Below are 23,698 nucleotides of genomic sequence, written 5' to 3'. Positions count from 1 at the left end.
TGCTAAGTATGGAGCTCTTATAAATTATGCCAGGCGATTTACATATTTTTTAGAATTGTGAAAATATGAACATAAAAACGCTTCAATTGTTGATATTCGCAATAAGATACAGTGCTTTATCTCTTTGTTTCCCTTATAAATCCATAACTTCCTGTATTGTGTGCTAGTTTCAAAAACTCATTTCTCTTATTTCCGGTAAATACATCATTTGATGTATTGCATGGAACTTCAAATCATGTCAACTTTGCAAGTGTAATCAGTTCATTTACAGCTATGAAAAAACCAGTACAATACTTACTCAACACGCTGCTCACCATTACAGTAAGCACCATTTCTTTTGCTCAAATACAATGGGAGAAAGAATATATTTATTCGGATTATGCCATCAACAATACGGTTGAAACGGCGAAAACAACCATTGAAACATCCGATGGCGGCTACCTCATCGGGGGAATTGCCGAAAAAGCACCACGCATGGCCTATTTGGCTAAAGTGAATGCAAACGGAGATTCACTCTGGACACGTTATTACGGACCAACCTATGGGAATTTTGATAACCTTTCCAAGTTATACCGCGACAATAATAATGATCTGTATGGTGTTTTCGCAACCGGTTACGGGCGGCTTACTTTTGTAAAACTCGACGAAACGAATGGAGACACACTTTCCAAATTCTACGGACCGATGGGGCCGGCATCAAATTATATTTATTTAGCCCATACCCAGCTTCCGGACGGAGATTACATTTTATCTTACACTCAGGGCTCAGCTTCTATCGTGAAACGTTTTACCCCCGGAAATCTAACTGCCAGTTGGTCACATGATTATGCAGGTGAAGTGATTGCCGTGACATCCATTATCCGGGATGGATCTGATGTTGTAATGAGCGGATACTGTGGTGCGCCATTTTGGATGTATGATCTGGCCGTAACAAAACTGGCAGCATCTGACGGAACTGTTCACTGGACAAAGAAGTATGTGCGCAATTCACTTTGGCGTGACCAAAAAGTAGGTTTAGTGAAAAACGGCGCCGGAGATTACCTGGTTGCTGCCGGATTCACTCACAACGGTAAAGTTGTTCCTACGGTTATCCGTGTTGCAGGGTCCGACGGTGACAGCTTGTCGATTTCATATCTCGATACGCATAACGGCAGCGACATTAATTTCGGTTTCTGCGATGATCTTGTTCCTTTCGCAAACGGTTTTGTGGCTGCAGGGGAGATCGACCAGAATTTCGACGATGCACTGGGAGATCCTCAGAATGTCGGTCAAATGGCACTGTTTTGCATAAATGATAACGGACAGATCCTGAATGCCTACACAATGAACCAGGTCGGACCATTTTACAACGGTTCTATTTACACAGGCTCACATTGCTGGGGACTGGCCTGTATTTCCACTTCTGACAACCAGGTATTGGTAGTTGGAAAAGGGAATTACATTGCAGAAAGCAATGGCTGGATCTCTGCATACGGTGACGCATATATGGTGAAAATCTCACCGGAAACACTGAGTTTGAATGAAGGACAGGAATTTGCAGGTTTATCGGCCTGGCCGAATCCATCCAATGGAAAAATTCAGATATCAGCTTCGGAAACGATTGAAAAGATCACCATATACGACCAGCTTGGAGCAATTATCTTTGAATCGGCCCCGGCAAGTAAAACGGTCGACATTGATTTATCCGCAACTCCAGGTCTTTACATTTACAAAGCATCGGGGAAGAACAGCTCCGGAACCGGAAAACTCCTTATCCATTAAAATCCGGCTCATCTAAATTAAATCACTGCGCAGGATGAAATATCCTGCGCTTTATTTTTTAAATAAGCTCCGAATCTCCAACCCCACAGAGGCGAATACTCTTTAACAAACATTATCCCTTCCCCATCTCAAATTGGCGTAAATTACAAGGTGTAAGCGATTAATTTTGAACGTCATGAAAAAAAGTATTTCCGTCTTCGATTCACATGATGAGGCCTTGAAAGCACTGGAAGCACTTCGCGAAAGCGGTGTGGATATGTCAAAGGTTTCACTCGTTGGTCACGCAGAAGTGATCGACGATAACATCCACGTAAAATCCAACAATGCTATAGTTGCAGCACCTGTTGCTGTCGGTACGGTGCTAGGTACTACACTTGGCCTGCTCACCGGAGTCGGTATGTTTGCTATTCCCGGCCTGGGAGTTTTATTCGGAGCCGGAGCAGTTGTAGGTGCACTTGCAGGTCTCCAGCTTGGTGTCGTTACTGGGGGATTGACAACGATCCTTGTAGAATTGGGCGTAAAGGAAGACCACATTTCCTACGAACAGCATCTGAAAGAAGGCCGTTTCCTCATGCTCTACAACGGAACAGAAGAAGAAATCGAACACGTAGAACGCATTATTGAAGGGAAACATCTTGGAACTTCAAGACACTGATCTTTAGATATTTGAAAACGAAATAAACTTCCTGTTTAGCATTTGAATTAAATCATCCCTTCCAACCTCTCCAATGCTTTCCCAATATCGGCCCCTTTGCCTAAAACACCTTTCCAGAGATCTCCTTTTTCTTCCAGGCGATCAAAGATGGTGTAGATAGTGAAAGCCTTCGGATCCAGGCGTTCGTTGACTTCCGTCCATTCTAGCGGGGTGGAAACGGTGGCCCCAGGCTTCGGTCGAACACTGTAGGCTGCTGCGATGGTTTGTCCCTTGCGGTTTTGAAGGAAGTCAATGTAGATCTTATCTGTCCGTTTTGAAACAGTGCGTTCAATACTCGTAGTGTCGGGAAGTTGCTGCTGAACTGCGGTTGCGAGCAATTCCCCGAAGAGTTTGATCTCGTCGTAGGTATACCGTTTTTTCAGGGGAATATATACATGCAGTCCCGTTGCTCCACTGGTTTTACAAAATGTAGTGATCCCGATTTCGGTGCAGACATCCCGGATCTTCAAAGCCGTTCTGACCACTTCTTTAAACCCGATCTCACCGGGATCCAGGTCCATGATCATGTAATCCGGGTAATCAGGTTTGTCATATGTACTGTGCCACGGATTGATCTCAATACAACCCAGGTTCGCCATATAAACCAAAGTGGCTTCGTTGTCGCAGATGAGGTAATCCAAATATTCGGCGTTCGATTTCGAATATTGTTTTTCGGTGCGAACCCATTCGGGGATCTGCGTGGTATCCATATCTTTTTGATAGAAACCGGATTTCGTAATTCCATTCGGGTGGCGGTTGAGTGATTCGGGACGGTTTTTCAGATAAGGAAGTATAAACTTGCTGATCTTACGGTAATAATCGATGATCTCACCTTTCGTTATATCACTTTCCGGGAAATATACTTTATTCCTGTTGGTGATCTTCAGCACTTTGCCATTGATCTTCAGTTCTGTATCATTCTCTTCGTATTTCTGGATTTTGGAAGAGGCTTTTTTAGCTGCACGGCCGGTTTCCTCCGTCTTCGTTTTTTCCATCCTCGGTTTGGAATCGGGTTTTGTATCGTTATTTTTCATCACTTCCACTGCTTTTTTATCTATTCTCAGTCCCATAAAAACAGGAACGCGTAAATGTTTATCATCTGTCCAATTAGCAAATTCCACATTGCAAACCAATTCCGGTTTCATCCATGTCGGTTTTCCTTTTTGACGAGTCATTTTCAGCGTCACATCAAAGGGACTTTTTGCCGTTTTCAGTTTCTCAAATTGCTCGTGCAGTTCCCTTAAAGAGGTTTCGGTAAATCCTGTTCCACAATTGCCGATGTACACCAACTTTCCTTTGTCGTGAATTCCAAGGATCAATGAACCGAAGAATTTCCTGCTGTTTTGAGGAGCGGTGTACCCGCAGATAATGGCCTCCAGTGATTGACGGGTTTTAAGCTTCAGCCAGGAATCGGAACGCAAACCCGGAAAATACGGGCTATTGCTCTCCTTGGCTATTACTCCTTCATATCCCAGTTTTGTGAGGCGTCCCATCAATTCCTTACCGTGTTCCGCTACAAGCGGTGACGGCTGCACGTTGGTGAGTTTTACTTTTGCAAAAACAGCATCCAGAAGTTCCTTTCGCTGGATTAGTGGCAGCTGTGTGACAGGATATCCGTTGAGGTACAAAATATCGAATACATAATAACGCAAAATGCCATTGCGTGTCTTGATGTAGTTCTGGAGCAATTGAAAATTACTGATTCCCTTTTTGTCTTCGATCACGATTTCACCGTCCAGGATCAGGTCGTCCTCGAACTTTTCCAATTCGGGGATCAGGCTTTCGTATTGCTTATTAAATGAATTCCCGTTGCGCGAAACGATCTCCACCTTTCCCCCACTGATCTTTGTAATCGCACGATATCCGTCGTACTTGGGTTCATACAACCAATCCGGATGATCATTGTGAGATTCAGCCAGTGTTGCGAGCATCGGTTTTTTGAGTTTAATCCAGGCCTGATTGATCGCTGTCTTCGGAAGATCCGGTTCCGCTTCTGTTTCCAGGCCAAGATTATCCTTCGTTTCTTTCTTTTTCGGCGCTTCTGATTTTTGATTCTTTGATGCAGCGGGTTTCTTTTTATGATAAGGCTTAATCGGGTCGATTGAAGCAATATTATAGCTTTTTACGGCGTACTCGTCGGATTTCTTGATCAGGAGCCAGTTCTTATCCGTACCGTCATTCATACGCACCAATGCAAAAGCTCCTTTCAGGTGTTTCCCCTTTAGTATAAACTTCAGATCGCCTTTGTAATACTGATGCAGGAATAACTTTTCGTCAGATTTACCTTTCTCAGGTTCAAGTGGCACATAGGTTCCATTATCCCAAATATCCACAATTCCCGCCCCGTAATTTCCTTCGGGAATCTCTCCGTAAAATTTACCGTAAGCCAAGGGATGATCTTCAACATGAACTGCCAGCCGCCTTTCTCCTGCTTTCATCGACGGGCCTTTGGGAACTGCCCAGCTTTTTAGTACGCCGTCCATTTCCAGGCGGAAATCGTAATGTAAATGAGACGCATCGTGCCGCTGGACAACGAATGTGAGTTTCGCCGATGATTTTTCCTTTCCGCTCGAAGGTTCGGGAGTCTCCCCGAAATTTCGTTTTTCTCGATAACGTTCCAATGCCATAATCAGGATGCTTTTGATTTACTACTTTTCTGCAAACTGGCCTTTAATTGTTCCATCAGGTCTTTCGATTTACTGTGAACAACCCGCATGGCAGGGACTTTGGATTTTTTGCCTTTTGCCTTGGCTTTAATGATCTTCAGAAGTGATGCTGCGTATTCATCTTTGAACTTATCAATACTGAAAGGCGTTGTATATTGTTTGATCAGGGCCATAGCCATTTTCAATTCTGCTGGTTTTACTTCCGAAGCTGCCGGTAATTTCAATTCGTCGGTATCGCGGATTTCTTGTGCAAAACGGATCTTACTCAGTACCAGTACATTTCCGCGGGGTTTCAAAACAGTTAATGCTTCTGCCGTGCGTAAAACGAATTGCGCTATTCCCACCTTTTTGGATTTGGCAAGTGCTTCCCGCATCAGTGCATAAGCCTTGACTCCCGACTTTTCAGGTTCCACATAATATGAATTCTCAAAAAAGATCGTATCGATATCACTTTCATCCACGAAATGGTCTACCTGAATGATCTTGCTTTTCTCCGGGGCGGCAGCTTCAAAATCCTCGGGCTCCAGCAGCACATACTGCTCTTTCAGCTTATAGGCTTTGGCAATGTGTTCCCATGACACTTCCTTCCCCGTATCTTCATTGATCCGCTTGAACCTGATGTGGCTCATATCGCGCGGATCGACCATATCCAGGTCCAGTGAACTTTGCTGCGTTGCACTGTATAATTTTACGGGAATATTGACCAGCCCGAAACTGATCGCCCCTTTCCAGATTGCTTTCATACGCGAGGGTATTGTTTACTCTTCAAGTTAATCCATTTCGAAAAGTCACGGGGTTAATTATTGTGAAAACTCCACCTAAACCCGATATCACCGCTGTCAGTTCCAATTCCTTCTGAATATCGGGATACGATATTATTTATATCAAATTTGTGTAGAACCATCTTCCGAGGGAACTTCTTTTTCCTCCATCTGTTTACGCGCCATTGCTGCTACCTGTTGATTATTCATCAGTGAACTCATCACGATCTGTGAAGTCATACCCGGAGCAATCGCATGTGGTTTCCCGCTCATCAATGCTTCAAATCCGATCTTTGCAACAACATCCGGCTCTTCCATATTTTCAGTTGCTTTGACATTTTCTGCATGTGCGCGGACAAAGAATTCTGTATGGGTCGGGCCTGGAATCAATGCTGTCATGGTAACATTCGTATCTTTCAATTCATTGATCAATGCATCGGTAAAAGACAGTACAAAAGCTTTTGTTGCCGCATAAACAGCCAGTAAAGGCGTGGGCTGGTAGGAAGCAATTGAAGCGAGCTGTAAAATCCGCCCTTCATTCCGTTCGACCATTTCCCGCATATACAGTTTGGTCAAATGCACAAGCGATGCCACATTCAGCTGGATGATAGCCAATTCTTCTTCAAGGGATGTTTCTTTGAAAGGGCCATGTTCTCCTGCTCCTGCATCGTTAACCAGTATGTTAACCGTAATATTCCTTTCCCGGATCTCTTCATACAAGCGCTGGGCATTTCCGGCTACGGAAAGATCACATGAGACCGGGGTTACCTGTGGAGCACCATTTTCTTTAAGTAAATCTGCTGTATCCTCCAGTTTTTGTTTGTTGCGCGCAACAATAACCAGCTTGTAGCCCTCCTTTGCAAACAAAAGCGCAAGTTCCTTTCCTATTCCACTGGTGGCTCCGGTAATAAGTACTGTCTGATTTGTTTCCATACCAGTTATTTTTATTAGTTATAATTAATTATTTCATTGAATGGCCGGTTTGATAAATATCTACCACCAGTTCCCCTGTATGATCAATACTTGCACGGTGCATCCGGTCACAATTGAATGAAAACCCTATATTTCCATTTACATCGACGCTAATCATTCCTACATCCCCGTTGATCGGATTTTCAAGGTTCCGGATCACATAATCGCAGGCTTCCTGTAATGGCATTCCTTTTAGCTCCAGCAATGCTGCAACTTTATGTGCAATTACATTGATAATGATCAATTCACCGTCGCCGGTACAAGAAGAAGCGCAATGAGCATTCGCATAACAGCCGGCCCCGATCATACAACTGTCCCCGACGCGTCCCGGTAAACTATTCGACAATCCGCCGGTGGAAGTAGCAGAAGCCATATTTCCCCTGGAATCTAAGGCTACACATCCGACTGTGCCGTGTCCGTAGCTTTTTTCTTCTTTCAGTTCATTGATCTGTCTTTCTACAATGAAATAGTCATTCGGCATTAATTCAAGTGAATTCAATTCAGCTAGTTTTAATGCTCCGTATCCGGCAATATGCACATGTTTCGTATTGCTCATTACTTTCCTTGCGAGTGAGATCGGATTTTTTACCTGAGTGACCATTGAAACGGCTCCTGCAGCAAGCAGATGTCCGTCCATGATCGCCGCATCCATTTCAACCATTCCTTCACTGTTTAAAGCAGAACCTTTGCCTGCATTAAACAAAGGGTTATCTTCCAGGATGCGAACCGTTGCTTCTACTACATCAAGAGCCGAAGCTCCATTGATGAGTAATTCATGTCCGTGCTCAACAGCAGTTTTAAGTCCTTCCATATAACCTTTGTAATTGGCTTCAATGAATTTGCTGTTTTGTCCGGCTCCGCCGTGTATAGCTATTGCGATCTTATTCATCTTCGGTCTTAAAATTCGTGTAACTTAATTTACAGGTGTGAATATTAAACTCACAATTCCTCACCAACAAATGCACCCGCAGGTTATCCACATAGATCGGGTCACCTTTTTCCACATGACTTACATTTGTCTGTTCAATATGCCGGGCATCAATAATGACTACCATTCCAGAGCCCAGGCATCTGGCTTTACGGCCTTTTCGTATGAGCAATGCCGTGTCTTCACCCAATCCGATACCAAGCTGACCGGAATTTGTGATGACCGCATGTGCCAGTCTTCCAAAACGGCCCCTACTGATAAAATGAGTATCAATGATACAATCGTGGATCAAACCCAGTCCGGAACTGATCCGGAGATCATAATCGATCAGCGCCTCATTCGTTCCCCCGCTTTGGATCATCAGCTTCGACATCACCATTGCCCCGGCACTTGTCCCGGCAACAGTAAATTTCGAATCGTGACGGTATCTCCTGGAAATTGCCTCAGCAATTGGCGAACCACCGATGATCGTCGCTATTTTGAACTGGTCTCCTCCTGAAAACAGAATAGTATCCGCTTTGTTCACCCGTTCCAGGTAGTGCTCATTTTTGGCATCGGATATGCTTTGGATATCCATAAATCCCACGTTTGTATAACCTACTTTCTTAAACGCTTTCTCATAAATTGCCTGAACTTCCAATGGAACACCGGTTGCAGTGGTAATTACTTCGATCCGCCCGTCCATTGATTTCTCATAAACCAATTCTTTTAAAATTTCCAGGTGCACAAACTGTTTGTTATGGGCTGCGATGGGAACCTGGTTCTCCCCTTTATCTTCACCGCCTCCGATTAATAAAAGTCTGCCTTTGTTTAACATGTGTGGTATTTTTTAAATTAGGACACTTTCGACATCGAGTAAAGCAGTTTATCCTGGAGTTTTCTTACCAACTCAATGGAATGCTTCACGTGATCGGCACACACAAAAATGAAGGCTTCCTGTGGTGCATGTCTAACTGCAAACTCGATCGCTGCCGCCTCATCGGAAATCACTTCCACGCGCGGATTCTTATTCGTAGAATGAATCCCTTCCATGATCAGCTGCGTCATTTCCTCATTCGGTCTTCCCCTGTTATCCTTATCATGACGGATAATGATCTCATCGAAAATAGAAGCCGCATATTTCCCCAGGTTCCGGATATCCATATCCCGGCGATCTCCTGTGGCCCCGATAATACAGATCTTAGAAGAAGCATCAACATTCTCCATGTATTTTTGAATACCATCAAAACCGGAAGCATTGTGCGCATAATCAAGCATCAGTTGGCAATGAGCAAACTCAAAAAGATTCATTCTTCCCGGTGTCATTTCAGGAGAAGGAATAAAAGAGGCCAATCCCGTTCGGATATCTTCAATTGTAAATCCGGAAACAATTCCGGCAGCAATTGCAGGTAAAACATTAGCGATCATAAACTCTGCTTTACCTCCATAAGTGATCGGAACACGGTTAACAGCCAATATTCTGATCACGGTTTCCCCGTTCTTCACCACAAAAAATCCGTCTTGGACAAAAACTGCCATTCCACCATTGTTGCAGTGATTCTCAACCCGCTCATTCGCACTGTCCATACTGAATAATATCACATGGGAGGATACCGCTTTACGCATCCCGTAAACTAGGTCATCATCCGCATTCAAGATTGCATACCCATCGTCCGAAGTACTTCTCGGAACAACTTCTTTGACTTGTGCCAGATCTTCAAGGGTGTGAATATCTCCCAAGCCCAGGTGGTCTTCAGTAACATTGGTAACAATACTGATGTCACATTCGTTGAAAGCCAATCCTGAGCGGAGAATTCCTCCACGCGCACATTCAAGCACCGCGTAATCAACGATCGGATCGGCAAGAATTGTCCGTGCACTTTGCGGACCACTGCAATCACCTTCCAAGATCGTATGACCGTTAATATAGATTCCTTCTGTTGTGGTGTATCCAACATTTTTTCCTGACTTCTGTGCGATGTGCGCTATTAAGCGGGTTGTTGTTGTCTTACCGTTGGTTCCCGTAACGGCTACAATCGGAATTCTTCCGTTACTGCCATTGGGGAAGAGCATATCGATCACCGGTTTTGCGACATCGCGTGCCGTGCCGTTCGAAGGATGTGTGTGCATTCTGAATCCGGGACCTGCATTCACTTCAATAATCGCTCCGTTTCCTCTTTGGACCGGGTAAGCTACATCTTTCGCCATAATATCAATTCCGCAGACATCCAATTGGAAAAGACGTGCAATGCGTTCGGCAAGAAAAACATTGTAAGGATGAACATTATCCGTAACATCCGTAGATGTTCCGCCAGTTGAAAGATTAGCCGTTTTTTTCAGCTGTAATTCTTTCCCCAGTGGCAAAACATCATCTAAAGTCAATCCCGCTTCTTTAAGAAGACCTTTCGTATCGTAATCTATTTTAATTTTAGTGAGCACTTTCTCGTGTCCTGATCCACGCTTCGGATTTTCATTTTCTTTAGCGATCAATTCACGTATCGTCAATTTTCCGTTTCCGGTAACACAAGCCGGAGTGCGTTTCGCAACGGCAATGAGTTTGTAGTTAATTACCAGGAAACGGTAATCCGAACCTTCTACATATTCTTCCACAATGATCTTATCGGATACTTTCCATGCCTGGTTTGCTGCTTTAAGTACTGCTTCCCTGTTTCTGATGTTTGCGGTAATTCCTCTTCCATGGTTTCCGTCTATCGGTTTGATCACCCATGGAAATGGGATCTCTTCCATGGCCTCTTCCAATTCCGTTTTATTTCTGACAGTTACACCTTTCGGAACCGATACTCCTGCTTTGTGAAGCATGTTCTTTGTGAACCACTTACATGCTACGGATTCCACCGCCAGGTTATTAGTAGTTCCCATTACCGTAGCACGAAACAACTGCTGGTTCTTTCCATAACCCAACATATAAAGCGAATCGTCATCCAAACGTGTTACAGGAATATTTCTCCGGATCGCTTCATCCAGGATCGTTTGGGTACTCGGACCAGGCATTTCGTCGGCCCAGATCTCTTTCAGGGTTTCAATGACACTCTTAATATCATAAGGCTTTTTCTCCGCAATTGCTTCAACGAATTCCACTGCAGCTTTTCCTGCGTGCAATCCTGCTTCTTCCGACAAGTAAGAAAAAACCACTTTATACACCCCATATTCTCCGGTAGACCGTGTTCTCCCATATCCGCAGTCCATTCCTGCAAGCACCTGCAATTCAAGCGCCACATGCTCAATAACGTGTCCAAGCCAGGTTCCTTCCTGCATTCTCTCACATAATCCACCTTCTTTTCCCTCCGAACATCTGTGTTCATATAAAGACGGAAGTGCGCGCATGATTCGTTCATAAAAATTCGGGATCTTGTCTGTTGGAAGCTCTTCGTACTTTCCCAGATCAAGTTTCATCACGATCAGTTTCTGCCTGTAATTCGACCAGTAATTTGGCCCTCTCATTACTTGTATGTTTTTAATTTCCATGGTTTATTTATTATAGTGTGTGTAAAATTTGAGCTAAAAAGCGGCTCAATTCATTGAATACCACGTCCTATCAGCTCTGTAGGTAAAAATACTGTGGTGACAGAGGCAGTTTCTTACACAATTATTTCACCGATTTACATAAATCCTATAATTAGGAATTTTTAAGACTCGGAAACTCCTGTTAAACAAGCGCGTATCTGCAGTGTAGCGGAGGTTAAATGAATATTCTTCCCTCTTTATTTCATAAATCAGGTATGGATGTAGTTTCCGATGCCAATTCCATAAAAAATGCTAAAAGGAGCTGTCCGTTCCTCACCGGTTGCCCGGGCTCAATCTTGAGTAGAACGCCTGAAAACACTGGCAATTAGCAACTCATAGATCTGAACTTGCAAATAATGAAAGTGGGAATAGTGCAAATTTTCAAAAATAAAGTGTAACACGTTTTTTGTTAAACGTCTGCAATTTTACTTAACACACACATATCAGCACATTTGATTGTGTATGATTTATTCTAGTTATAACCAAAAATTAATGATCATGAAAAATGTAAGAACAACAAAAAGAGGTATTCTTTATTTAGGATTCTTAAGTCTGAGTCTGCTAGTTATTCACGCTTGTGATAATGGTAATCCGGATGATTCGAAGGAGATTGCAGAAGATCAAAACGAAGAGCGCTTTGATGACAGGAAGTCAGAAAAGGATGCAAACTTCCTTGTAGAAGCAGCAGCTATCAACCTGGAAGAGATCAAATTGGGCGAGCTGGCACAGCAAAAAGGTACGATGGCCGATACAAAAGCGCTGGGTAAAATGATGGTAGACGAACACAAAGCGGCTTTAGCTGATTTGAAAGCATTGGCTGCGGACAAAGCAATTACAATTCCGGAGGTTTTAACTGAAGACGGACAGGATGCATACGATGATCTACAAGAAGAAAGTGGTATGGATTTCGACAAGGAATACTGCAGTATGATGGTCAGAGGACACCGAAGTGCTATTCGTAAATTCGAAAAGGCTTCTTCCAATGCCGAAGATTCTGATATCCGGAATTTCGCATCGTCCATGCTTCCATCTTTACGCACACATTTGGAGCATTCCGAAGCATGTAAAGAGAAATGCAAAGATCAAAAGAAATAAAAACGGATTAATCACAATTTAAAAATAACGAACATGGAAAGCAAAGTTGAAACAAATAAGCAAGAGATCATTGACAGCTTGAATAACCTGATCCAGATCAATAATGATCGTATCCAGGGATATTTAACAGCTTCACAGGAGACTGATGAGGGGGATCTGAAAAGTGTTTTCTCTGAAATGATGAAAACAAGCCAGGATTGCCGTCGTGAGCTGGTACAGGAAGTAAGCAAACTGGGAGGGACTCCTATTGAGGGGACAACTGTTTCCGGTAAACTTTATCGTGTATGGATGGATATCAAAGCTGCTTTGACCAGTAAAGACCGTAAAGCAATCCTGAATTCATGCGAATTTGGTGAAGATGCTGCGGTGAAAACATACCAGACAGAAATAGACAGTGAAGCTTTGAGCGGAACAGAGTTCCTGCTGATTGTTAAAGATCAGTATTCAAAGATCAAAGCCGGTCACGATAAGATCAAACAAATGCGCGATGCTGCCAATGCAGCATCATAAGCAGATCAAATATTACTTAGTCTGAGACACTGTTCAATAGGGACTATCTTTTGTGAGGTAGTCCCTATTTTTTGCACCAATATTTCAGGTGATTTTCTACTCTAAATCCCAGTCTGATAAAGGGCTGTTTGTCCGCCGCGGCGGACGAACATGCAACTTTAGAACTTTAGAATCTTACCAACTTGAACATTCTATAATCTGATATAAGTCACCTGGCTTAAGTACATATATTCTTTACCACACATCATTTAAGCGAAGACTTTGTTCCTATTAATTGGCAGAAACAAGCAACTAAATTGTGTATTTGTGGAAAAGAAAAGAGCGCCTGCCGGCAGGCGCTGAAATCGTGGATCACCCCCGGTGATTTTGAGGTGACAGATTAGGGTACATACATCCCATTTATCCTCGGGACTTTTGCACTTAATCATGTTTCTTCTCTTAGTTTGGGATATTCGAGTTTGTAAGTCCGGATATTGAATTTGCAATCTTTGACCAGCAAATGCACCCGCAGGTTATCTACGTAAATAGCTCCGTCGTTTTTCACTTCGTTGATATTGGTGTGTTCAATATCGCGGCCATCGATGATTACTACCATCCCCGAACCCAAACATTTTGCTTCACATCCTTTTTTGATAATGATGGCCGTATCTTCACCAAGGCCAATCCCCATTTGTCCGGGATTACGCACAATTGCCTGTGCAAGCCGGCCAAACCTGCCTCGTTTGATGAAATGCGTATCAATAATGCACCCGTCCATTAAACCAAGTCCTCCCCCGGTTTTCAGATCCGATTCAAAAAGTGCTTCATAGGTACCACCTGACTGGATCATCACTTCAGGCGCAACAGCAGCGCCGGCACTTGTTCCGGCAACGGTAAAATCCTTATCTTCAAAATACTTGTTTTTGATTGTTTCTGCAATCATAGTTCCTCCCAGGATAGTTGCAATCTTAAACTGATCGCCACCGGCAAACAGAACAGTCTTTGCTTTTTTAATCCTGGCCGCAAATTTTTCGTCCCGGGCTTCTTCTTTGCTCTGGATATTCAAAAAACCTACATTTTTATAACCTACCCTTTCAAACGCTTCTTCGTATTTTCGCTTTTGCTTTTCGGGTTCATTCGAGGCGGTAGTTATTACTTCAATCCGCGGGTTCCGAGATTTTCCGGCAACCAGTTGTTTCAGGATCTCCATTTCAACATACTTGGGATTGTGTTCTGCTATTTCCGGTTTCTCATCTCCCTTATCTTCTGCTCCTCCAATAATTAATAATCTGCCTTTAGGAATAATTTGATTCATGATCCTTGTTTTAAATTGAGCATTTTATTTATATATTTTTATTCCGCTGTCTTCCCGTGTCCTCCACCCCCTGAACATCCGTTCGCTGTTAAACGCGATCCCTATGTTTCCTTTGGCATCAACGCCTATGGCGCCCAAGTCACAGGCCCTGTCTTTATTTTTAACCAGAATAACCTCGTCAATAGCCTCCTGGATTGTACAACCCGTATGTTCGATCGTAGCAGCAATATTATAAGCCAGTACTTCTGTGATCAGATACTCACCATCACCGGTACAGGAAACAGCCGCAGTTTTGTTGTCTGCATATGTTCCCACACCAATCATGGAGCTGTCACCTATCCTTCCCGGCTGGCAATACTCTGTTCCACCGGTAGAAGTTCCGGCTGCAAGATTCCCTTCAACATCAATTGCTACAGCGCCTACAGTGCCATGCTGGCGTTTCAGGTATTTATTTAAGACTTTGCTTTTACCCGCATCTTTTTTGCGTTCTTTTTCAAAAGCATCCCATTGATGTTCTGTAATAAAATAAGCTTCCGGCTCGGTTTTTATACCCAGATCTTTCGCGGTCTCCAAAGCTTCATCACCTCCTAAGTAAAGTAATGTAGAATCCTTTGCGAGTTCCTTGACAAACGAAATAGGGTTACGAATATTCGTCACAATAGCAGCAGCTCCTGCTTTCTTGTTCTTTCCATCCATTATGGAGGAGCACATTTCAACATGACCGGCAGCAGTCAATGCCGAACCCTTACCCGCATTGAAAAACGGATTATTTTCCAGGGACATCACTGCAGCCTCCACTGCATCAAGGGCACTTCCTCCTTTTTTCAGGATATTGTAACCAGCAGTTACTGCGTCATTTATTCCTTCTTCATATTCTGAGATATGCTTTACAATATATTCCGAATCATCTCCTGCACCTCCATGCACTACGATGGCGATGTGTCCCATCGGTACTATTCTTCCCATTGCTGCTAGTTTAAATGAAAGAAGTTTAATTACTCCATCTTCCTTCAAATCTTCCTTTCAAAAATAGAGAACTGAAAAAAGGATGAATTACATAATTATTACGTCTATTTGCATAACTTCTACTATTGTGGAATTACCTGTCAATTATCTTCCCTGAAGTAAATAATGGCTATCAATGATCGAGGCGCTGACTTTAAACTTTAATTGTCGTTTCCTCCTACTTCTCCTTCCGATTCATTTGAAATAAAGGGTTGAGTTGGGAATGCGAAACATATGGACCGTTCCTTAAAAACCTTAATGATCTCCATATAAATTGCATGCTGTACATCCATGTAGATTCCGTAATCGGGGCTCAGGACATTGTAAACAAATTCGAAATTAAGACTCCAGTCTCCAAAAGCTGCGAGGTGTCCACGGCCATATTCCACGTGCGGCTGTTTATCGATAATTGTTTTTACAAGAACCGGTATTTCTTCCAGTACTTCGTATGGTGTGTTGTATATTACACGCAGTGTAAAAACGATCCGGCGATTCTCCAGGCGTTTGAAGTTATTCACCCGGGAATTGGTCAGATCGGTATTTGAACAAACTAGCTGATCACCGCTCAGCGTACGGATCCGGGTGGTTTTGATCCCGATTCGCTCTACTGTTCCGGACTGGTCGCCAATAGTGATCGAATCACCGATCTCGAAAGGCTTATCAAAGAAAATAGCGAAATAACTAAACAAATCTCCCAGGATCGTTTGGGCTGCAAGTGCTACTGCGATTCCCCCAATTCCCAGACCGGTGATCAGCGTAGTAACATTATAACCCAGGTTATCGATCAGGAAGATGATCCCAACGATCCAAATCACAATATTCAGGATGATCATTAATCCGGAAACCGATTGTTCCCCCATTCCCTGGCTGCTCCTACGGGCGGCAAATGTTATCAGCAAACGCCGGAATACCGCACTGATCAAACGCAAAATGCAATACGTCAGTGCTACCAGATAAAGAATATGCAGGATTTTATCCGCCTTTGGTGATAAGCGCAAGGTACTGATCGCAAAATACAGGGAACTTACATAAAGAATCGGAACAACAAGCCGTTCAATGCCTAATATCAGCAAGTCATCCCATGTTGCGGAGGTCGACGCGGACCAGGTCTTCAATCGTCTGAGAATAACATAGCGGAACAAACGAATTACAAGTAGGGAAACTACTACGATCCCCAAAGCAAACACCCACGAATAAACGGTGTTTCCCCAAAAAGTATAGCGTAAAAAATCTTCCATAACTGTAAGTTAATTCATTCAGCAATGGGTTAAATGAAAAGAAAGTTAAAATCAGACAACAACACTTTTCACTATTAAACCAACTTACTTTTGAGGTGTCACCGATGATATTCATCACATGCAATACTGATTAATCTCATTGCTCTCCGTTATGATCCCAGGTAATTTTACTTTCAGAAAAGAACCGTTATGGAAATCATCGAACAATATCATTACATATCTGCAATAACCATTGCGCGTGTATTCCTTGGTCTGCTTTTTCTTTTTCAAGGTTACGATGCTGCATTTAATATTGGATTGAGAAAGGTAGCTGCCACGTATCATGAAACATTTATACAGAAGAAAATCCCCCGATTACTCACCGTATTCAGTGCGTGGTTTACCGTTTATACGGAATTGATCTGCGGTTTACTGCTCATCCTGGGATTATTTGAATTTGCAGCCCTTTACTTGCTTGGTATCAACCTGATTGTCGCAGCTTTGGGTTTTGGAATCAATGAACCGCTTTGGAATATGCGCAATGTATTCCCCAGGCTGATAATTCTTCTGTTCCTTTTAATAACACCATTGGAATGGCACTGCTGGTCAATGGATGCATTATTCTTCAAATCTTAAAACACACATCCTATGAAAAAAATCCTTGTGCCAACAGACTTTTCAATCTTATCCGATAATGCTTTGGATTATGCTGTTCAGCTTGCAAAAAAAACAGGAGCAGAACTTTTACTTTTTCATGTCTATTTCGTTCCGGCATCAATGTATGATCCCCTGCTTATTATACCAAGTGAGCAGGAGCTTGAAAAAGAGACCAAATCATCCCTGGAAAAGCTAAAAGAAAAGATTCTAAAAACCAATCCTGATGCTAAGATCAGCTACCACACAGTAGCCGGAGCCGCATATGAGGAAATCATTTGCTACGCAGAAAAAGAAAAAGTCGACTTTATTGTCATCGGCAATCAGGGAGCTGGATATTTAGAAGAACGAGTTCTGGGCAGTACAGCTTCCTTACTGATCCGGGAATCAAAAATTCCAGTGATGGTTATACGCAAAGAAGTGAAATTCAAAGAACCTAAAAACTTTGTTTTGGCAGTTGATTTTGTTGAAACGGATAATAAAACAGTTTTAAAACCTCTAAAGCAATTGGCGAGGCTCTTCAAATCACATGTACAAGCATTGAATATATATACCGAATCAAAAGTAATCCCGACTTTCGGAGAAATTGCCGAAGGCTTCAGGCTTATTCACTCTCTGAAATTTATTCACCATACTTTTTTTTACAGGGAAAACAAGGATGTTGTTGCGGGTATTAATGATTTTGTAGCGAAGCATGACATCGATATGGTGGTAATGATCACCCGGGAACATTCTGCAATCAGCCGTTTATTCCGCGAACCGCATACAAAAGCAATGGCTTTTCGCACTAAAGTTCCTCTTCTTACACTTCATGAATAAAACCAAATTATACAGCCATGAAATTAATTATCAATAATCAGCAAAGTTTCGAGGAGATCAGCAATTCATTTACAAAAGCATTTCCTTTTCTCAAACTGGAGTTTTTCTCCAAAAAACATTTATCCGGAGAGGCTTCCTCCAACCAGTTTTTAATTCCCAAAGAGTTAACATTAGCGGATTGCAGGACGGTTTATAGTACAGATGAGATTATCATTACACCCGATATGAAGGTCAGTGAGCTAGAAGAACTCTTTTCTGCAGGATATGGACTCGGACTGCAGGTATTCCGAAAATCGGGACGTGTCTGGTTGGAAACGACAGCAACTGACAGCTGGACTCTAGCAGAACAAAATACGGAGGGTGAATTTCTAAGTAAAAAAGCTGACCCTGATGAGCCTGTTTATTACCAGGATGCGGATTAAAACCACTTTATAAATAAGAAAATCGTTTCATATAAAGCTCAGACTATAAGCAATTTACAACACACTTAAACTGATCCAGATCAGTTATTGGAATAAGGAATGTCATTTTTAGTAAGAATCAGACACCTTAGCTTTGTGGCTAAAGCTATTCCCATGAAACATCAAACTATTTTCTGGCTCCTTTCCATTATAACCGGATCCCTGATGTGCTGGACATGTTTTGAAGGACTTTTTTCCCCGGTTTATGCAGCTGAAACTGAAAACTGGAAAGTCCAGTCAATGGGACAGGATATAATCAACCTGGGACTTATTCCCCTCTATTTGCTTACCGCTGGATTCATCAGGCGGAACAAATGGTACGTTTCTCTTCTGTGGGCCGGGATGACTATTTATTTCATTTATACTTACCTGATCTATTGTTTTGATATTCATTTCAATCATCTATTCATTTTCTATTGCCTGATTGTTTGCTTTCATTTTTACTCGCTTCTCTACCTGATGTTCCTTTATTGGTACCGGGCAATACCGCTGCAGGTTCAATCAAGTCCCTTATTAAAACAGATTACAGGCATTTATTTCGTGTTCATTTCACTCCTGTTTTACTTTTTGTGGCTTTCCGAAATCGTTCCTGCATCTTTGCATGACACTGTTCCGGGCAGCCTTCAGTCAGCAGGCTTGTTTACCAATCCGGTGCAGGTTCTTGATATCGCATTTGTACTTCCGGGTATTTTATTCACCGGAATCTTACTTCTTCGAAGAAAAGTACCGGGAACCTTTTTCGCACCCATCGTTCTTACTTTCCTGTTGTTAATGGAAATAACTATTGGCGGGCTGATTCTCATTCTGTGGCAGAGTAAGATGGAAAGTCACCCCGGAGTTGCCTGGTTCGTATTTGCCTTAGCTGCTTTCAACCTGGTCCTGGTATTGATTCATATAAAGCAAAATACCAGTGTACATGCAAGCAAAAAAATGGTATAAATCAACGATATTCATTCCAATCAGGAGGATTGCATCATTATTCTCTTTTTTGTTCTCACAGTGAACTTCTAACCGGGCGGGGCAAGTATTCAAAATTAAAAAGGGGGCTTTCGCCCCCTTAACCTAACTAAACGTAGTTTGCTATTACAACTTTCTATATTTCATTTCTAAATTAGAAGTTTCGGAATGGAAGTGTTTTATATTTTTTTCTAAAGGATTTACAAAATTCCTACATTTCTAAGGATAAATTCTTGGACACCAACTTATTTCCTACCCAGTTTCTTCAGCATTTTAACATGCCCCCGGAGTGCGCTCCAAAAAGTAGGCTCTACGTGATATGTCACCCCGAATTCTGCCGCAGTTTTTTTAACTATCGGGGCAAGATCCGGATAGTGAACGTGGCAGATCCGGGTAAATAAGTGGTGCTCTATCTGGTAATTCAAGCCACCTATGAACCAGGTCAAAAAACCCTTTCCGGGTGCAAAATCTGTTGTATTCTCCACTTCGTGAATGGCCCAGGAGTCTTCCATTTCCTTATCCCCGACCGTGGATTCCACAGGCAATTCAAAGGTTGAGGCTTCCACAATATGTGAAGGCTGGAAAATACAGGACAGTATCAATCCTGCTACCATGTGCATTAACAAGAAACCGCCAACCACAGCGTACCAGGGCATTCCTGAGAACAGGATCGGCAATACTATGATATACCCGTAATAGAACAATTTATAAAGCGTTATTCTGAATAAAGCCTGACCGAGCGAAACTTTATGACTCACCAACAGATCGTGATCTTTGTACCTGACCACCTGGAGGTAATCTTTCGCTGTCATCCAGAAGAGTGTCATCATAGAATAAAAGAACCAGGCATACAGATATTGGTACTTGTGGAACCAATAATAGGGTTGTTGCGGAGAAAAGCGCAGGTATTTAATACTATCGATATCATCGTCCAAACCGGCAATATTGGTATAGGTATGGTGTAATTGATTGTGCTGTATTTTCCAGGTAACCGAATAACCACCGATCACCTCCAGGATGGAACCGATGAAGCGGTTTATTTTCCACTTCGGAGAGTAAGTTCCGTGATTCGCATCGTGCATAACAGAAGTTCCGATTCCGATCATTCCGATTGCCATTAAGAACCAAAACCCGAAGAACAGCCATCCGTTTCCAGCTCCGAAACCGCTTACCATAAACGCGTATGGAACAAAATACAATGAAAGCATGACAATGGTCTTCACCCACATTTTGGTATTTGCAAAAGGGGAAATATTGTTTTCCTTAAAATAAGCATTCGCACGTTTTATGAGCGTTTGCTGGAAGCTGTTCTTCGCACCAGTTGCGAACCGAACAGTTTGTAATTTTTTCGCCGCCATGATACTGATATTTAGAATATTCAAGGTACTGAAAAAACGGCTATGGTAATTCGAACAAACGTTAAAAGCATTATAAAGGAACGACGCATAGAGAATTAATCAATTTGCCCCCTATTTAAACTGCAACGCTTGCGCCGTAGCTACAGCGAAGGAACAAAGATGCAAACGACGCAAAGGACCACAAAGACCGAAGCACACTAGTACATGCAATCAGCGAAGGCTCATAGAACACATGATTCTAAAATGCAAAGACTCGAAGGAGCAAAGAAAATCATCCCGTAACTACTGATGTTAAATCCTTAACTGTTTCATACATCCTTCATACTATATCCATACTTGATCCATACTTGATTCATACTTGATTCATACGTGATCTGTGAAGTCTCAATAGCATGTGAATTTAAGGCAACTCTAACGGGAACCTTAAGGAAATTATGGTAGTAAGATGTTTCTGAATAAAAAAGGGGGCTTTCGCCCCCTTTTAACCTAAAAACTTAAAAACCACCTAATCTAGCCTGCTACATGACTAATTTTGAACTAAATTAAAGAGATCGGAATCAAAGCGTTTGCACTTATTTCGAAACTATTTACATAATTCACACAATTTTGTTAGTCAATGAGACATTTGAATTTCACCGGTATCAATTGCAAAGTTTCCTTTTAAAAGTTTCCTTTTCTGAACCGTCAATATTTCTTCAAATGCATCATTCGACCTGGTAAAAGTTTGTTCAACAATCAGGTAATCGCTGGCAACCTCCAAAAGTCTAGCATGAAAATCTTCTTCAAAAACGAAGTTATCTCCTTTGGAGTAAGTGCGGAATTTCAGTATTCTTCCTATGGAATTCCTGAAAATAGTTAAATCGATATTCATGGTTAACTGAATTTAATTGCATTTGGATGTCAGCACGAGAAAAATGGCCCTGAAAAGAGCATGGTGCGACGGTATTTCTATTTCTCCTGCCGGTAAGGATCCGTTGACTTTTCTCAAAGATTCTGTCACCAGGAAAGCAAAAAAGTTGGCCAGCTTTTCCGAACTGTGAGGAATAATAAATGTATCGTTGACCCTAAAAGAATATCCGTGTACTATTTTTATTGCTTTTCCATGATCCCATGGCGAGATGATCTTGAACTTCATCACGAAATCTTTTGATTCATTACTGATGCTCCGGTAGCCTAATCCAAATTGTGTTGCCTTCCGATTCAGAGTTTCAGTTTTAATGATAGGGTTGATGATCTGTTCGAATTGAGTAAAGTCTTTCTTATAATCTTCCATACCAGTATTCATATATTATTTAGCGGTTGCGCCCTTATGAAGTCCTTTTGTCGGATTTTTAATTTTTGCTCTTTTGTTTGTCGGAGTTTGGGCCTTATTAGGAATCCATTGCAGTATTAATGCCATGACACCAATAATCAGTGTCAGATGGAAAAATCCTCCTTCCTTATATATAAAGAAAACGATTGCCCAGCCTGTGATTACAAAAAGTGCCAATGTGTTTATTGCTATCCTCATAAGTATTTTCATGAACAGTGGATTAAAAAATGAATATGGAAGAGGGTCTTTTGTCACCCCTCTTCCATATTCACCCTGTCGTGCAACCTAAAAAATATTCTTCTCCTGAAATTAAGAAGTAAGACAGGGTTTTGGATTATAAGATTGTGAAAGTGATTTGCATAATTACCACAATTGTGAAATTTTCAGTGGCCTTATTTAATACTTGTAGGTATTTCTAACTAAGCAAACCCTCTTACTCTATTTATTCGCGGCCGCGCATTTAAGCAGTCGATTGGTAAACCTGTGAGTTATGTAAGCTTCCCGGATTTGGATATAACAGAAGTACAAATCAATTCTATAATCTTTGCTTTAACTATTCTTAAATGACAGAAATATGAAAAAGATTCTTACAGTGGCTGCAGCATTATTTATATTTTCTGTAGCATTTTCCCAGGAGGAACCAGGGAACAATAACAAAACATTTTCAATCGGTCCGGCCATCGGTTTTGGTCATACGGGGATCCGAAAAACAAGCGGAAAAGATGTGTTCAAACCATCCTGGAATGCGGGGATAATTCTCAATTACAGTACGAGTGAGCACGTTGGATTTGCCGCAGATGTCCTGTGGTCGGTTGAAGGAGCACGCGTTCAAAACGGAGATAATGAAGATGATCTGACTTTACAGTACATCCGTGTACCTCTGAAATTCGTGTACTTTTTCGGTGATTTCGCAGACGATTTCCGTCCGAAAATAACGGTAGGACCATCACTGGGATTCCTGATCGATGCAACCAATGATTTAGACAGTACCGGAACATCGGATGTTACTCCGTATTATGAGAAATTCGATATCGGGTTGAATGCATCACTTGGTTTCAACTGGAAACTGGGCACGAACCTGTGGTTAAATACCGATTTAAATTATTACACCGGCTTTATGGCAATTCGCGGCGATGATTACAACTCCAACTTCGGTATCCGGGTTGGACTGGCATTCGGTTTGTAAAAAAAGCGGTGCAAAGAAAACGGGAATCTGGTAAAGCCAAATTCCCGTTTTCTTTTTTTAGCATGTGCTTATCGCATCATCAGGCTGATTTCTATTCCTGCATCAGTGACAAAATATTCTCCGCAGGATCCATAAACCATGCCATCGCAGGTCCACCGGCATTCCGGGCAATTCCTTTTGAATCCGTTTTGATATATGGCATATCATACTGAAGAAATGAAACCCCTTTTTTAGTTAATTCATTCACTGCATCGTCAATATCCGTAACCGGAATATTTAGAACGGTAAAAGTTGCAGGGATATGATCCTGTTTGGGATAAATGACGATTTTCATTCCCGCATTTACATGGATAGTCAGAATCGACATTTCTCCCTTCTCTACTTCTAAACCAAGCACATTTTTATAAAAAAAATATGCTTCATCCGTATTTGTAGCAGAAAAACTGCTAAATAGTTTATCTCTCTGTATCATCTTCTATTTCTTTAAATTCCTTCCTACCTAATTTAGGACATTTGCCGGATTAAAAAAAGAAGTTTTTGTATG

General features: G+C 42.0%; 23 protein-coding genes. 9 read left to right on the top strand and 14 right to left on the bottom strand.

Annotated elements, in window-relative coordinates; translation table 11 throughout:
* Positions 1-273 precede the first annotated feature (273 nt).
* Together K0S23_RS07680 and K0S23_RS07675 are read left to right on the top strand one after the other, a co-directional pair.
* Positions 274-1,761: a T9SS type A sorting domain-containing protein gene (locus tag K0S23_RS07680; protein WP_300355847.1), complete on the top strand. Its 1,488-nt coding sequence runs from the start codon at positions 274-276 to the stop codon at positions 1,759-1,761.
* 175 nt (positions 1,762-1,936) lie between these two features.
* On the top strand, positions 1,937-2,416 hold the full coding sequence (locus K0S23_RS07675) for a hypothetical protein (RefSeq protein ID WP_300355846.1): 480 nt from the start codon (positions 1,937-1,939) through the stop codon (positions 2,414-2,416).
* Positions 2,417-2,463: 47 nt separating this feature from the next.
* Here K0S23_RS07675 and ligD read toward each other — a convergent pair whose 3' ends face one another.
* The 6 genes from ligD to cphA form a co-directional block, all read right to left on the bottom strand.
* The gene (gene ligD, locus K0S23_RS07670; RefSeq protein ID WP_300355845.1) at positions 2,464-5,082 is read right to left on the bottom strand and encodes a DNA ligase D; all 2,619 of its coding nucleotides are present in this window, start codon (positions 5,080-5,082) and stop codon (positions 2,464-2,466) included.
* Positions 5,083-5,084: 2 nt separating this feature from the next.
* A complete protein-coding gene (locus K0S23_RS07665) occupies positions 5,085-5,864 on the bottom strand; it encodes a Ku protein (RefSeq protein WP_300355844.1) in 780 nt (259 codons plus the stop codon).
* Positions 5,865-6,005: 141 nt separating this feature from the next.
* Positions 6,006-6,815: an SDR family oxidoreductase gene (locus K0S23_RS07660; protein WP_300355843.1), complete on the bottom strand. Its 810-nt coding sequence runs from the start codon at positions 6,813-6,815 to the stop codon at positions 6,006-6,008.
* Between the two features lie 28 nt (positions 6,816-6,843).
* Complete coding sequence (locus tag K0S23_RS07655; RefSeq protein ID WP_300355842.1) at positions 6,844-7,743, bottom strand: isoaspartyl peptidase/L-asparaginase family protein; 900 nt, start codon at positions 7,741-7,743, stop codon at positions 6,844-6,846.
* Positions 7,736-8,599, bottom strand: coding sequence for a cyanophycinase (locus K0S23_RS07650; RefSeq protein WP_300355841.1), 864 nt, complete (start codon positions 8,597-8,599; stop codon positions 7,736-7,738). Before K0S23_RS07650 ends, K0S23_RS07655 begins: the two co-directional genes overlap by 8 nt.
* Before the next feature lie 17 nt (positions 8,600-8,616).
* Positions 8,617-11,247 carry a cyanophycin synthetase gene (gene cphA / locus K0S23_RS07645; RefSeq protein ID WP_300355840.1) on the bottom strand — a complete coding sequence of 877 codons (2,631 nt, stop codon included), beginning with the start codon at positions 11,245-11,247 and terminating at the stop codon, positions 8,617-8,619.
* A gap of 537 nt (positions 11,248-11,784) precedes the next feature.
* Here cphA and K0S23_RS07640 point away from each other — a divergent pair.
* Together K0S23_RS07640 and K0S23_RS07635 are read left to right on the top strand one after the other, a co-directional pair.
* Positions 11,785-12,381, top strand: a complete 597-nt coding sequence (locus tag K0S23_RS07640) for a DUF4142 domain-containing protein (protein WP_300355839.1) — start codon at positions 11,785-11,787, stop codon at positions 12,379-12,381.
* A 33-nt stretch (positions 12,382-12,414) separates the two neighbouring features.
* Positions 12,415-12,891, top strand: a complete 477-nt coding sequence (locus K0S23_RS07635; protein ID WP_300355838.1) for a PA2169 family four-helix-bundle protein — start codon at positions 12,415-12,417, stop codon at positions 12,889-12,891.
* A 424-nt stretch (positions 12,892-13,315) separates the two neighbouring features.
* Here K0S23_RS07635 and K0S23_RS07630 read toward each other — a convergent pair whose 3' ends face one another.
* The 3 genes from K0S23_RS07630 to K0S23_RS07620 form a co-directional block, all read right to left on the bottom strand.
* Positions 13,316-14,185, bottom strand: coding sequence for a cyanophycinase (locus tag K0S23_RS07630; RefSeq protein ID WP_300355837.1), 870 nt, complete (start codon positions 14,183-14,185; stop codon positions 13,316-13,318).
* Positions 14,186-14,209: 24 nt separating this feature from the next.
* On the bottom strand, positions 14,210-15,151 hold the full coding sequence (locus K0S23_RS07625; RefSeq protein WP_300355836.1) for an isoaspartyl peptidase/L-asparaginase: 942 nt from the start codon (positions 15,149-15,151) through the stop codon (positions 14,210-14,212).
* Positions 15,152-15,351: 200 nt separating this feature from the next.
* Positions 15,352-16,428 (bottom strand): mechanosensitive ion channel family protein, encoded by a 1,077-nt coding sequence (locus tag K0S23_RS07620; RefSeq protein ID WP_300355835.1) that lies wholly within the window; start codon positions 16,426-16,428, stop codon positions 15,352-15,354.
* A gap of 189 nt (positions 16,429-16,617) precedes the next feature.
* On the opposite strand from K0S23_RS07620, the gene K0S23_RS07615 reads away from it, so the two are divergent.
* From K0S23_RS07615 to K0S23_RS07600, 4 genes are all read left to right on the top strand, one after another.
* Complete coding sequence (locus tag K0S23_RS07615) at positions 16,618-17,043, top strand: DoxX family membrane protein (protein ID WP_300355834.1); 426 nt, start codon at positions 16,618-16,620, stop codon at positions 17,041-17,043.
* Positions 17,044-17,055: 12 nt separating this feature from the next.
* Positions 17,056-17,880, top strand: a complete 825-nt coding sequence (locus tag K0S23_RS07610) for a universal stress protein (protein ID WP_300355833.1) — start codon at positions 17,056-17,058, stop codon at positions 17,878-17,880.
* A 17-nt stretch (positions 17,881-17,897) separates the two neighbouring features.
* Positions 17,898-18,302 carry a hypothetical protein gene (locus tag K0S23_RS07605; RefSeq protein ID WP_300355832.1) on the top strand — a complete coding sequence of 135 codons (405 nt, stop codon included), beginning with the start codon at positions 17,898-17,900 and terminating at the stop codon, positions 18,300-18,302.
* Positions 18,303-18,455: 153 nt separating this feature from the next.
* Positions 18,456-19,280 (top strand): hypothetical protein, encoded by an 825-nt coding sequence (locus tag K0S23_RS07600; RefSeq protein WP_300355831.1) that lies wholly within the window; start codon positions 18,456-18,458, stop codon positions 19,278-19,280.
* Between the two features lie 263 nt (positions 19,281-19,543).
* On the opposite strand, the gene K0S23_RS07595 is transcribed toward K0S23_RS07600, so the two are convergent.
* The 4 genes from K0S23_RS07595 to K0S23_RS07580 form a co-directional block, all read right to left on the bottom strand.
* Positions 19,544-20,656 (bottom strand): acyl-CoA desaturase, encoded by a 1,113-nt coding sequence (locus K0S23_RS07595; protein WP_300355830.1) that lies wholly within the window; start codon positions 20,654-20,656, stop codon positions 19,544-19,546.
* A gap of 613 nt (positions 20,657-21,269) precedes the next feature.
* The gene (locus tag K0S23_RS07590; protein WP_300355829.1) at positions 21,270-21,527 is read right to left on the bottom strand and encodes a hypothetical protein; all 258 of its coding nucleotides are present in this window, start codon (positions 21,525-21,527) and stop codon (positions 21,270-21,272) included.
* Positions 21,528-21,539: 12 nt separating this feature from the next.
* A complete protein-coding gene (locus K0S23_RS07585) occupies positions 21,540-21,941 on the bottom strand; it encodes a hypothetical protein (protein WP_300355828.1) in 402 nt (133 codons plus the stop codon).
* Positions 21,942-21,944: 3 nt separating this feature from the next.
* Positions 21,945-22,178 (bottom strand): hypothetical protein, encoded by a 234-nt coding sequence (locus K0S23_RS07580; RefSeq protein WP_300355827.1) that lies wholly within the window; start codon positions 22,176-22,178, stop codon positions 21,945-21,947.
* A gap of 364 nt (positions 22,179-22,542) precedes the next feature.
* Between K0S23_RS07580 and K0S23_RS07575 the strand changes: the two genes are divergently transcribed.
* Positions 22,543-23,154 carry an outer membrane beta-barrel protein gene (locus K0S23_RS07575; RefSeq protein WP_300355826.1) on the top strand — a complete coding sequence of 204 codons (612 nt, stop codon included), beginning with the start codon at positions 22,543-22,545 and terminating at the stop codon, positions 23,152-23,154.
* A gap of 91 nt (positions 23,155-23,245) precedes the next feature.
* On the opposite strand, the gene K0S23_RS07570 is transcribed toward K0S23_RS07575, so the two are convergent.
* Entirely contained in the window at positions 23,246-23,626 is a 381-nt protein-coding gene (locus K0S23_RS07570; RefSeq protein WP_300355825.1) for a VOC family protein, read from the bottom strand.
* Positions 23,627-23,698 lie beyond the last annotated feature (72 nt).

It is taken from the genome of Fluviicola sp., assembly GCF_029266855.1.
In the GTDB taxonomy this organism is placed as follows: Bacteria; Bacteroidota; Bacteroidia; order Flavobacteriales_D; family Crocinitomicaceae; genus Fluviicola.
Note: the sequence above shows the minus strand (reverse complement) of the source record. Positions and strands in the feature narration are given on the sequence as shown.

What these genes read in the sequence shown, in the direction of transcription:
- K0S23_RS07595 (WP_300355830.1), bottom strand. Translation starts at nt 20,656, where the DNA reads ATGGCGGCGAAAAAATTACAAACTGTTCGGTTCGCAACTGGTGCGAAG.
- K0S23_RS07675 (WP_300355846.1), top strand. Translation starts at nt 1,937, where the DNA reads ATGAAAAAAAGTATTTCCGTCTTCGATTCACATGATGAGGCCTTGAAA.
- K0S23_RS07680 (WP_300355847.1), top strand. Translation starts at nt 274, where the DNA reads ATGAAAAAACCAGTACAATACTTACTCAACACGCTGCTCACCATTACA.
- K0S23_RS07600 (WP_300355831.1), top strand. Translation starts at nt 18,456, where the DNA reads ATGAAACATCAAACTATTTTCTGGCTCCTTTCCATTATAACCGGATCC.
- K0S23_RS07640 (WP_300355839.1), top strand. Translation starts at nt 11,785, where the DNA reads ATGAAAAATGTAAGAACAACAAAAAGAGGTATTCTTTATTTAGGATTC.
- K0S23_RS07575 (WP_300355826.1), top strand. Translation starts at nt 22,543, where the DNA reads ATGAAAAAGATTCTTACAGTGGCTGCAGCATTATTTATATTTTCTGTA.
- K0S23_RS07570 (WP_300355825.1), bottom strand. Translation starts at nt 23,626, where the DNA reads ATGATACAGAGAGATAAACTATTTAGCAGTTTTTCTGCTACAAATACG.
- K0S23_RS07660 (WP_300355843.1), bottom strand. Translation starts at nt 6,815, where the DNA reads ATGGAAACAAATCAGACAGTACTTATTACCGGAGCCACCAGTGGAATA.
- K0S23_RS07610 (WP_300355833.1), top strand. Translation starts at nt 17,056, where the DNA reads ATGAAAAAAATCCTTGTGCCAACAGACTTTTCAATCTTATCCGATAAT.
- K0S23_RS07590 (WP_300355829.1), bottom strand. Translation starts at nt 21,527, where the DNA reads ATGAATATCGATTTAACTATTTTCAGGAATTCCATAGGAAGAATACTG.
- K0S23_RS07630 (WP_300355837.1), bottom strand. Translation starts at nt 14,185, where the DNA reads ATGAATCAAATTATTCCTAAAGGCAGATTATTAATTATTGGAGGAGCA.
- K0S23_RS07635 (WP_300355838.1), top strand. Translation starts at nt 12,415, where the DNA reads ATGGAAAGCAAAGTTGAAACAAATAAGCAAGAGATCATTGACAGCTTG.
- K0S23_RS07585 (WP_300355828.1), bottom strand. Translation starts at nt 21,941, where the DNA reads ATGAATACTGGTATGGAAGATTATAAGAAAGACTTTACTCAATTCGAA.
- cphA (WP_300355840.1), bottom strand. Translation starts at nt 11,247, where the DNA reads ATGGAAATTAAAAACATACAAGTAATGAGAGGGCCAAATTACTGGTCG.
- K0S23_RS07580 (WP_300355827.1), bottom strand. Translation starts at nt 22,178, where the DNA reads ATGAAAATACTTATGAGGATAGCAATAAACACATTGGCACTTTTTGTA.
- K0S23_RS07605 (WP_300355832.1), top strand. Translation starts at nt 17,898, where the DNA reads ATGAAATTAATTATCAATAATCAGCAAAGTTTCGAGGAGATCAGCAAT.
- K0S23_RS07665 (WP_300355844.1), bottom strand. Translation starts at nt 5,864, where the DNA reads ATGAAAGCAATCTGGAAAGGGGCGATCAGTTTCGGGCTGGTCAATATT.
- K0S23_RS07620 (WP_300355835.1), bottom strand. Translation starts at nt 16,428, where the DNA reads ATGGAAGATTTTTTACGCTATACTTTTTGGGGAAACACCGTTTATTCG.
- ligD (WP_300355845.1), bottom strand. Translation starts at nt 5,082, where the DNA reads ATGGCATTGGAACGTTATCGAGAAAAACGAAATTTCGGGGAGACTCCC.
- K0S23_RS07615 (WP_300355834.1), top strand. Translation starts at nt 16,618, where the DNA reads ATGGAAATCATCGAACAATATCATTACATATCTGCAATAACCATTGCG.
- K0S23_RS07625 (WP_300355836.1), bottom strand. Translation starts at nt 15,151, where the DNA reads ATGGGAAGAATAGTACCGATGGGACACATCGCCATCGTAGTGCATGGA.
- K0S23_RS07655 (WP_300355842.1), bottom strand. Translation starts at nt 7,743, where the DNA reads ATGAATAAGATCGCAATAGCTATACACGGCGGAGCCGGACAAAACAGC.
- K0S23_RS07650 (WP_300355841.1), bottom strand. Translation starts at nt 8,599, where the DNA reads ATGTTAAACAAAGGCAGACTTTTATTAATCGGAGGCGGTGAAGATAAA.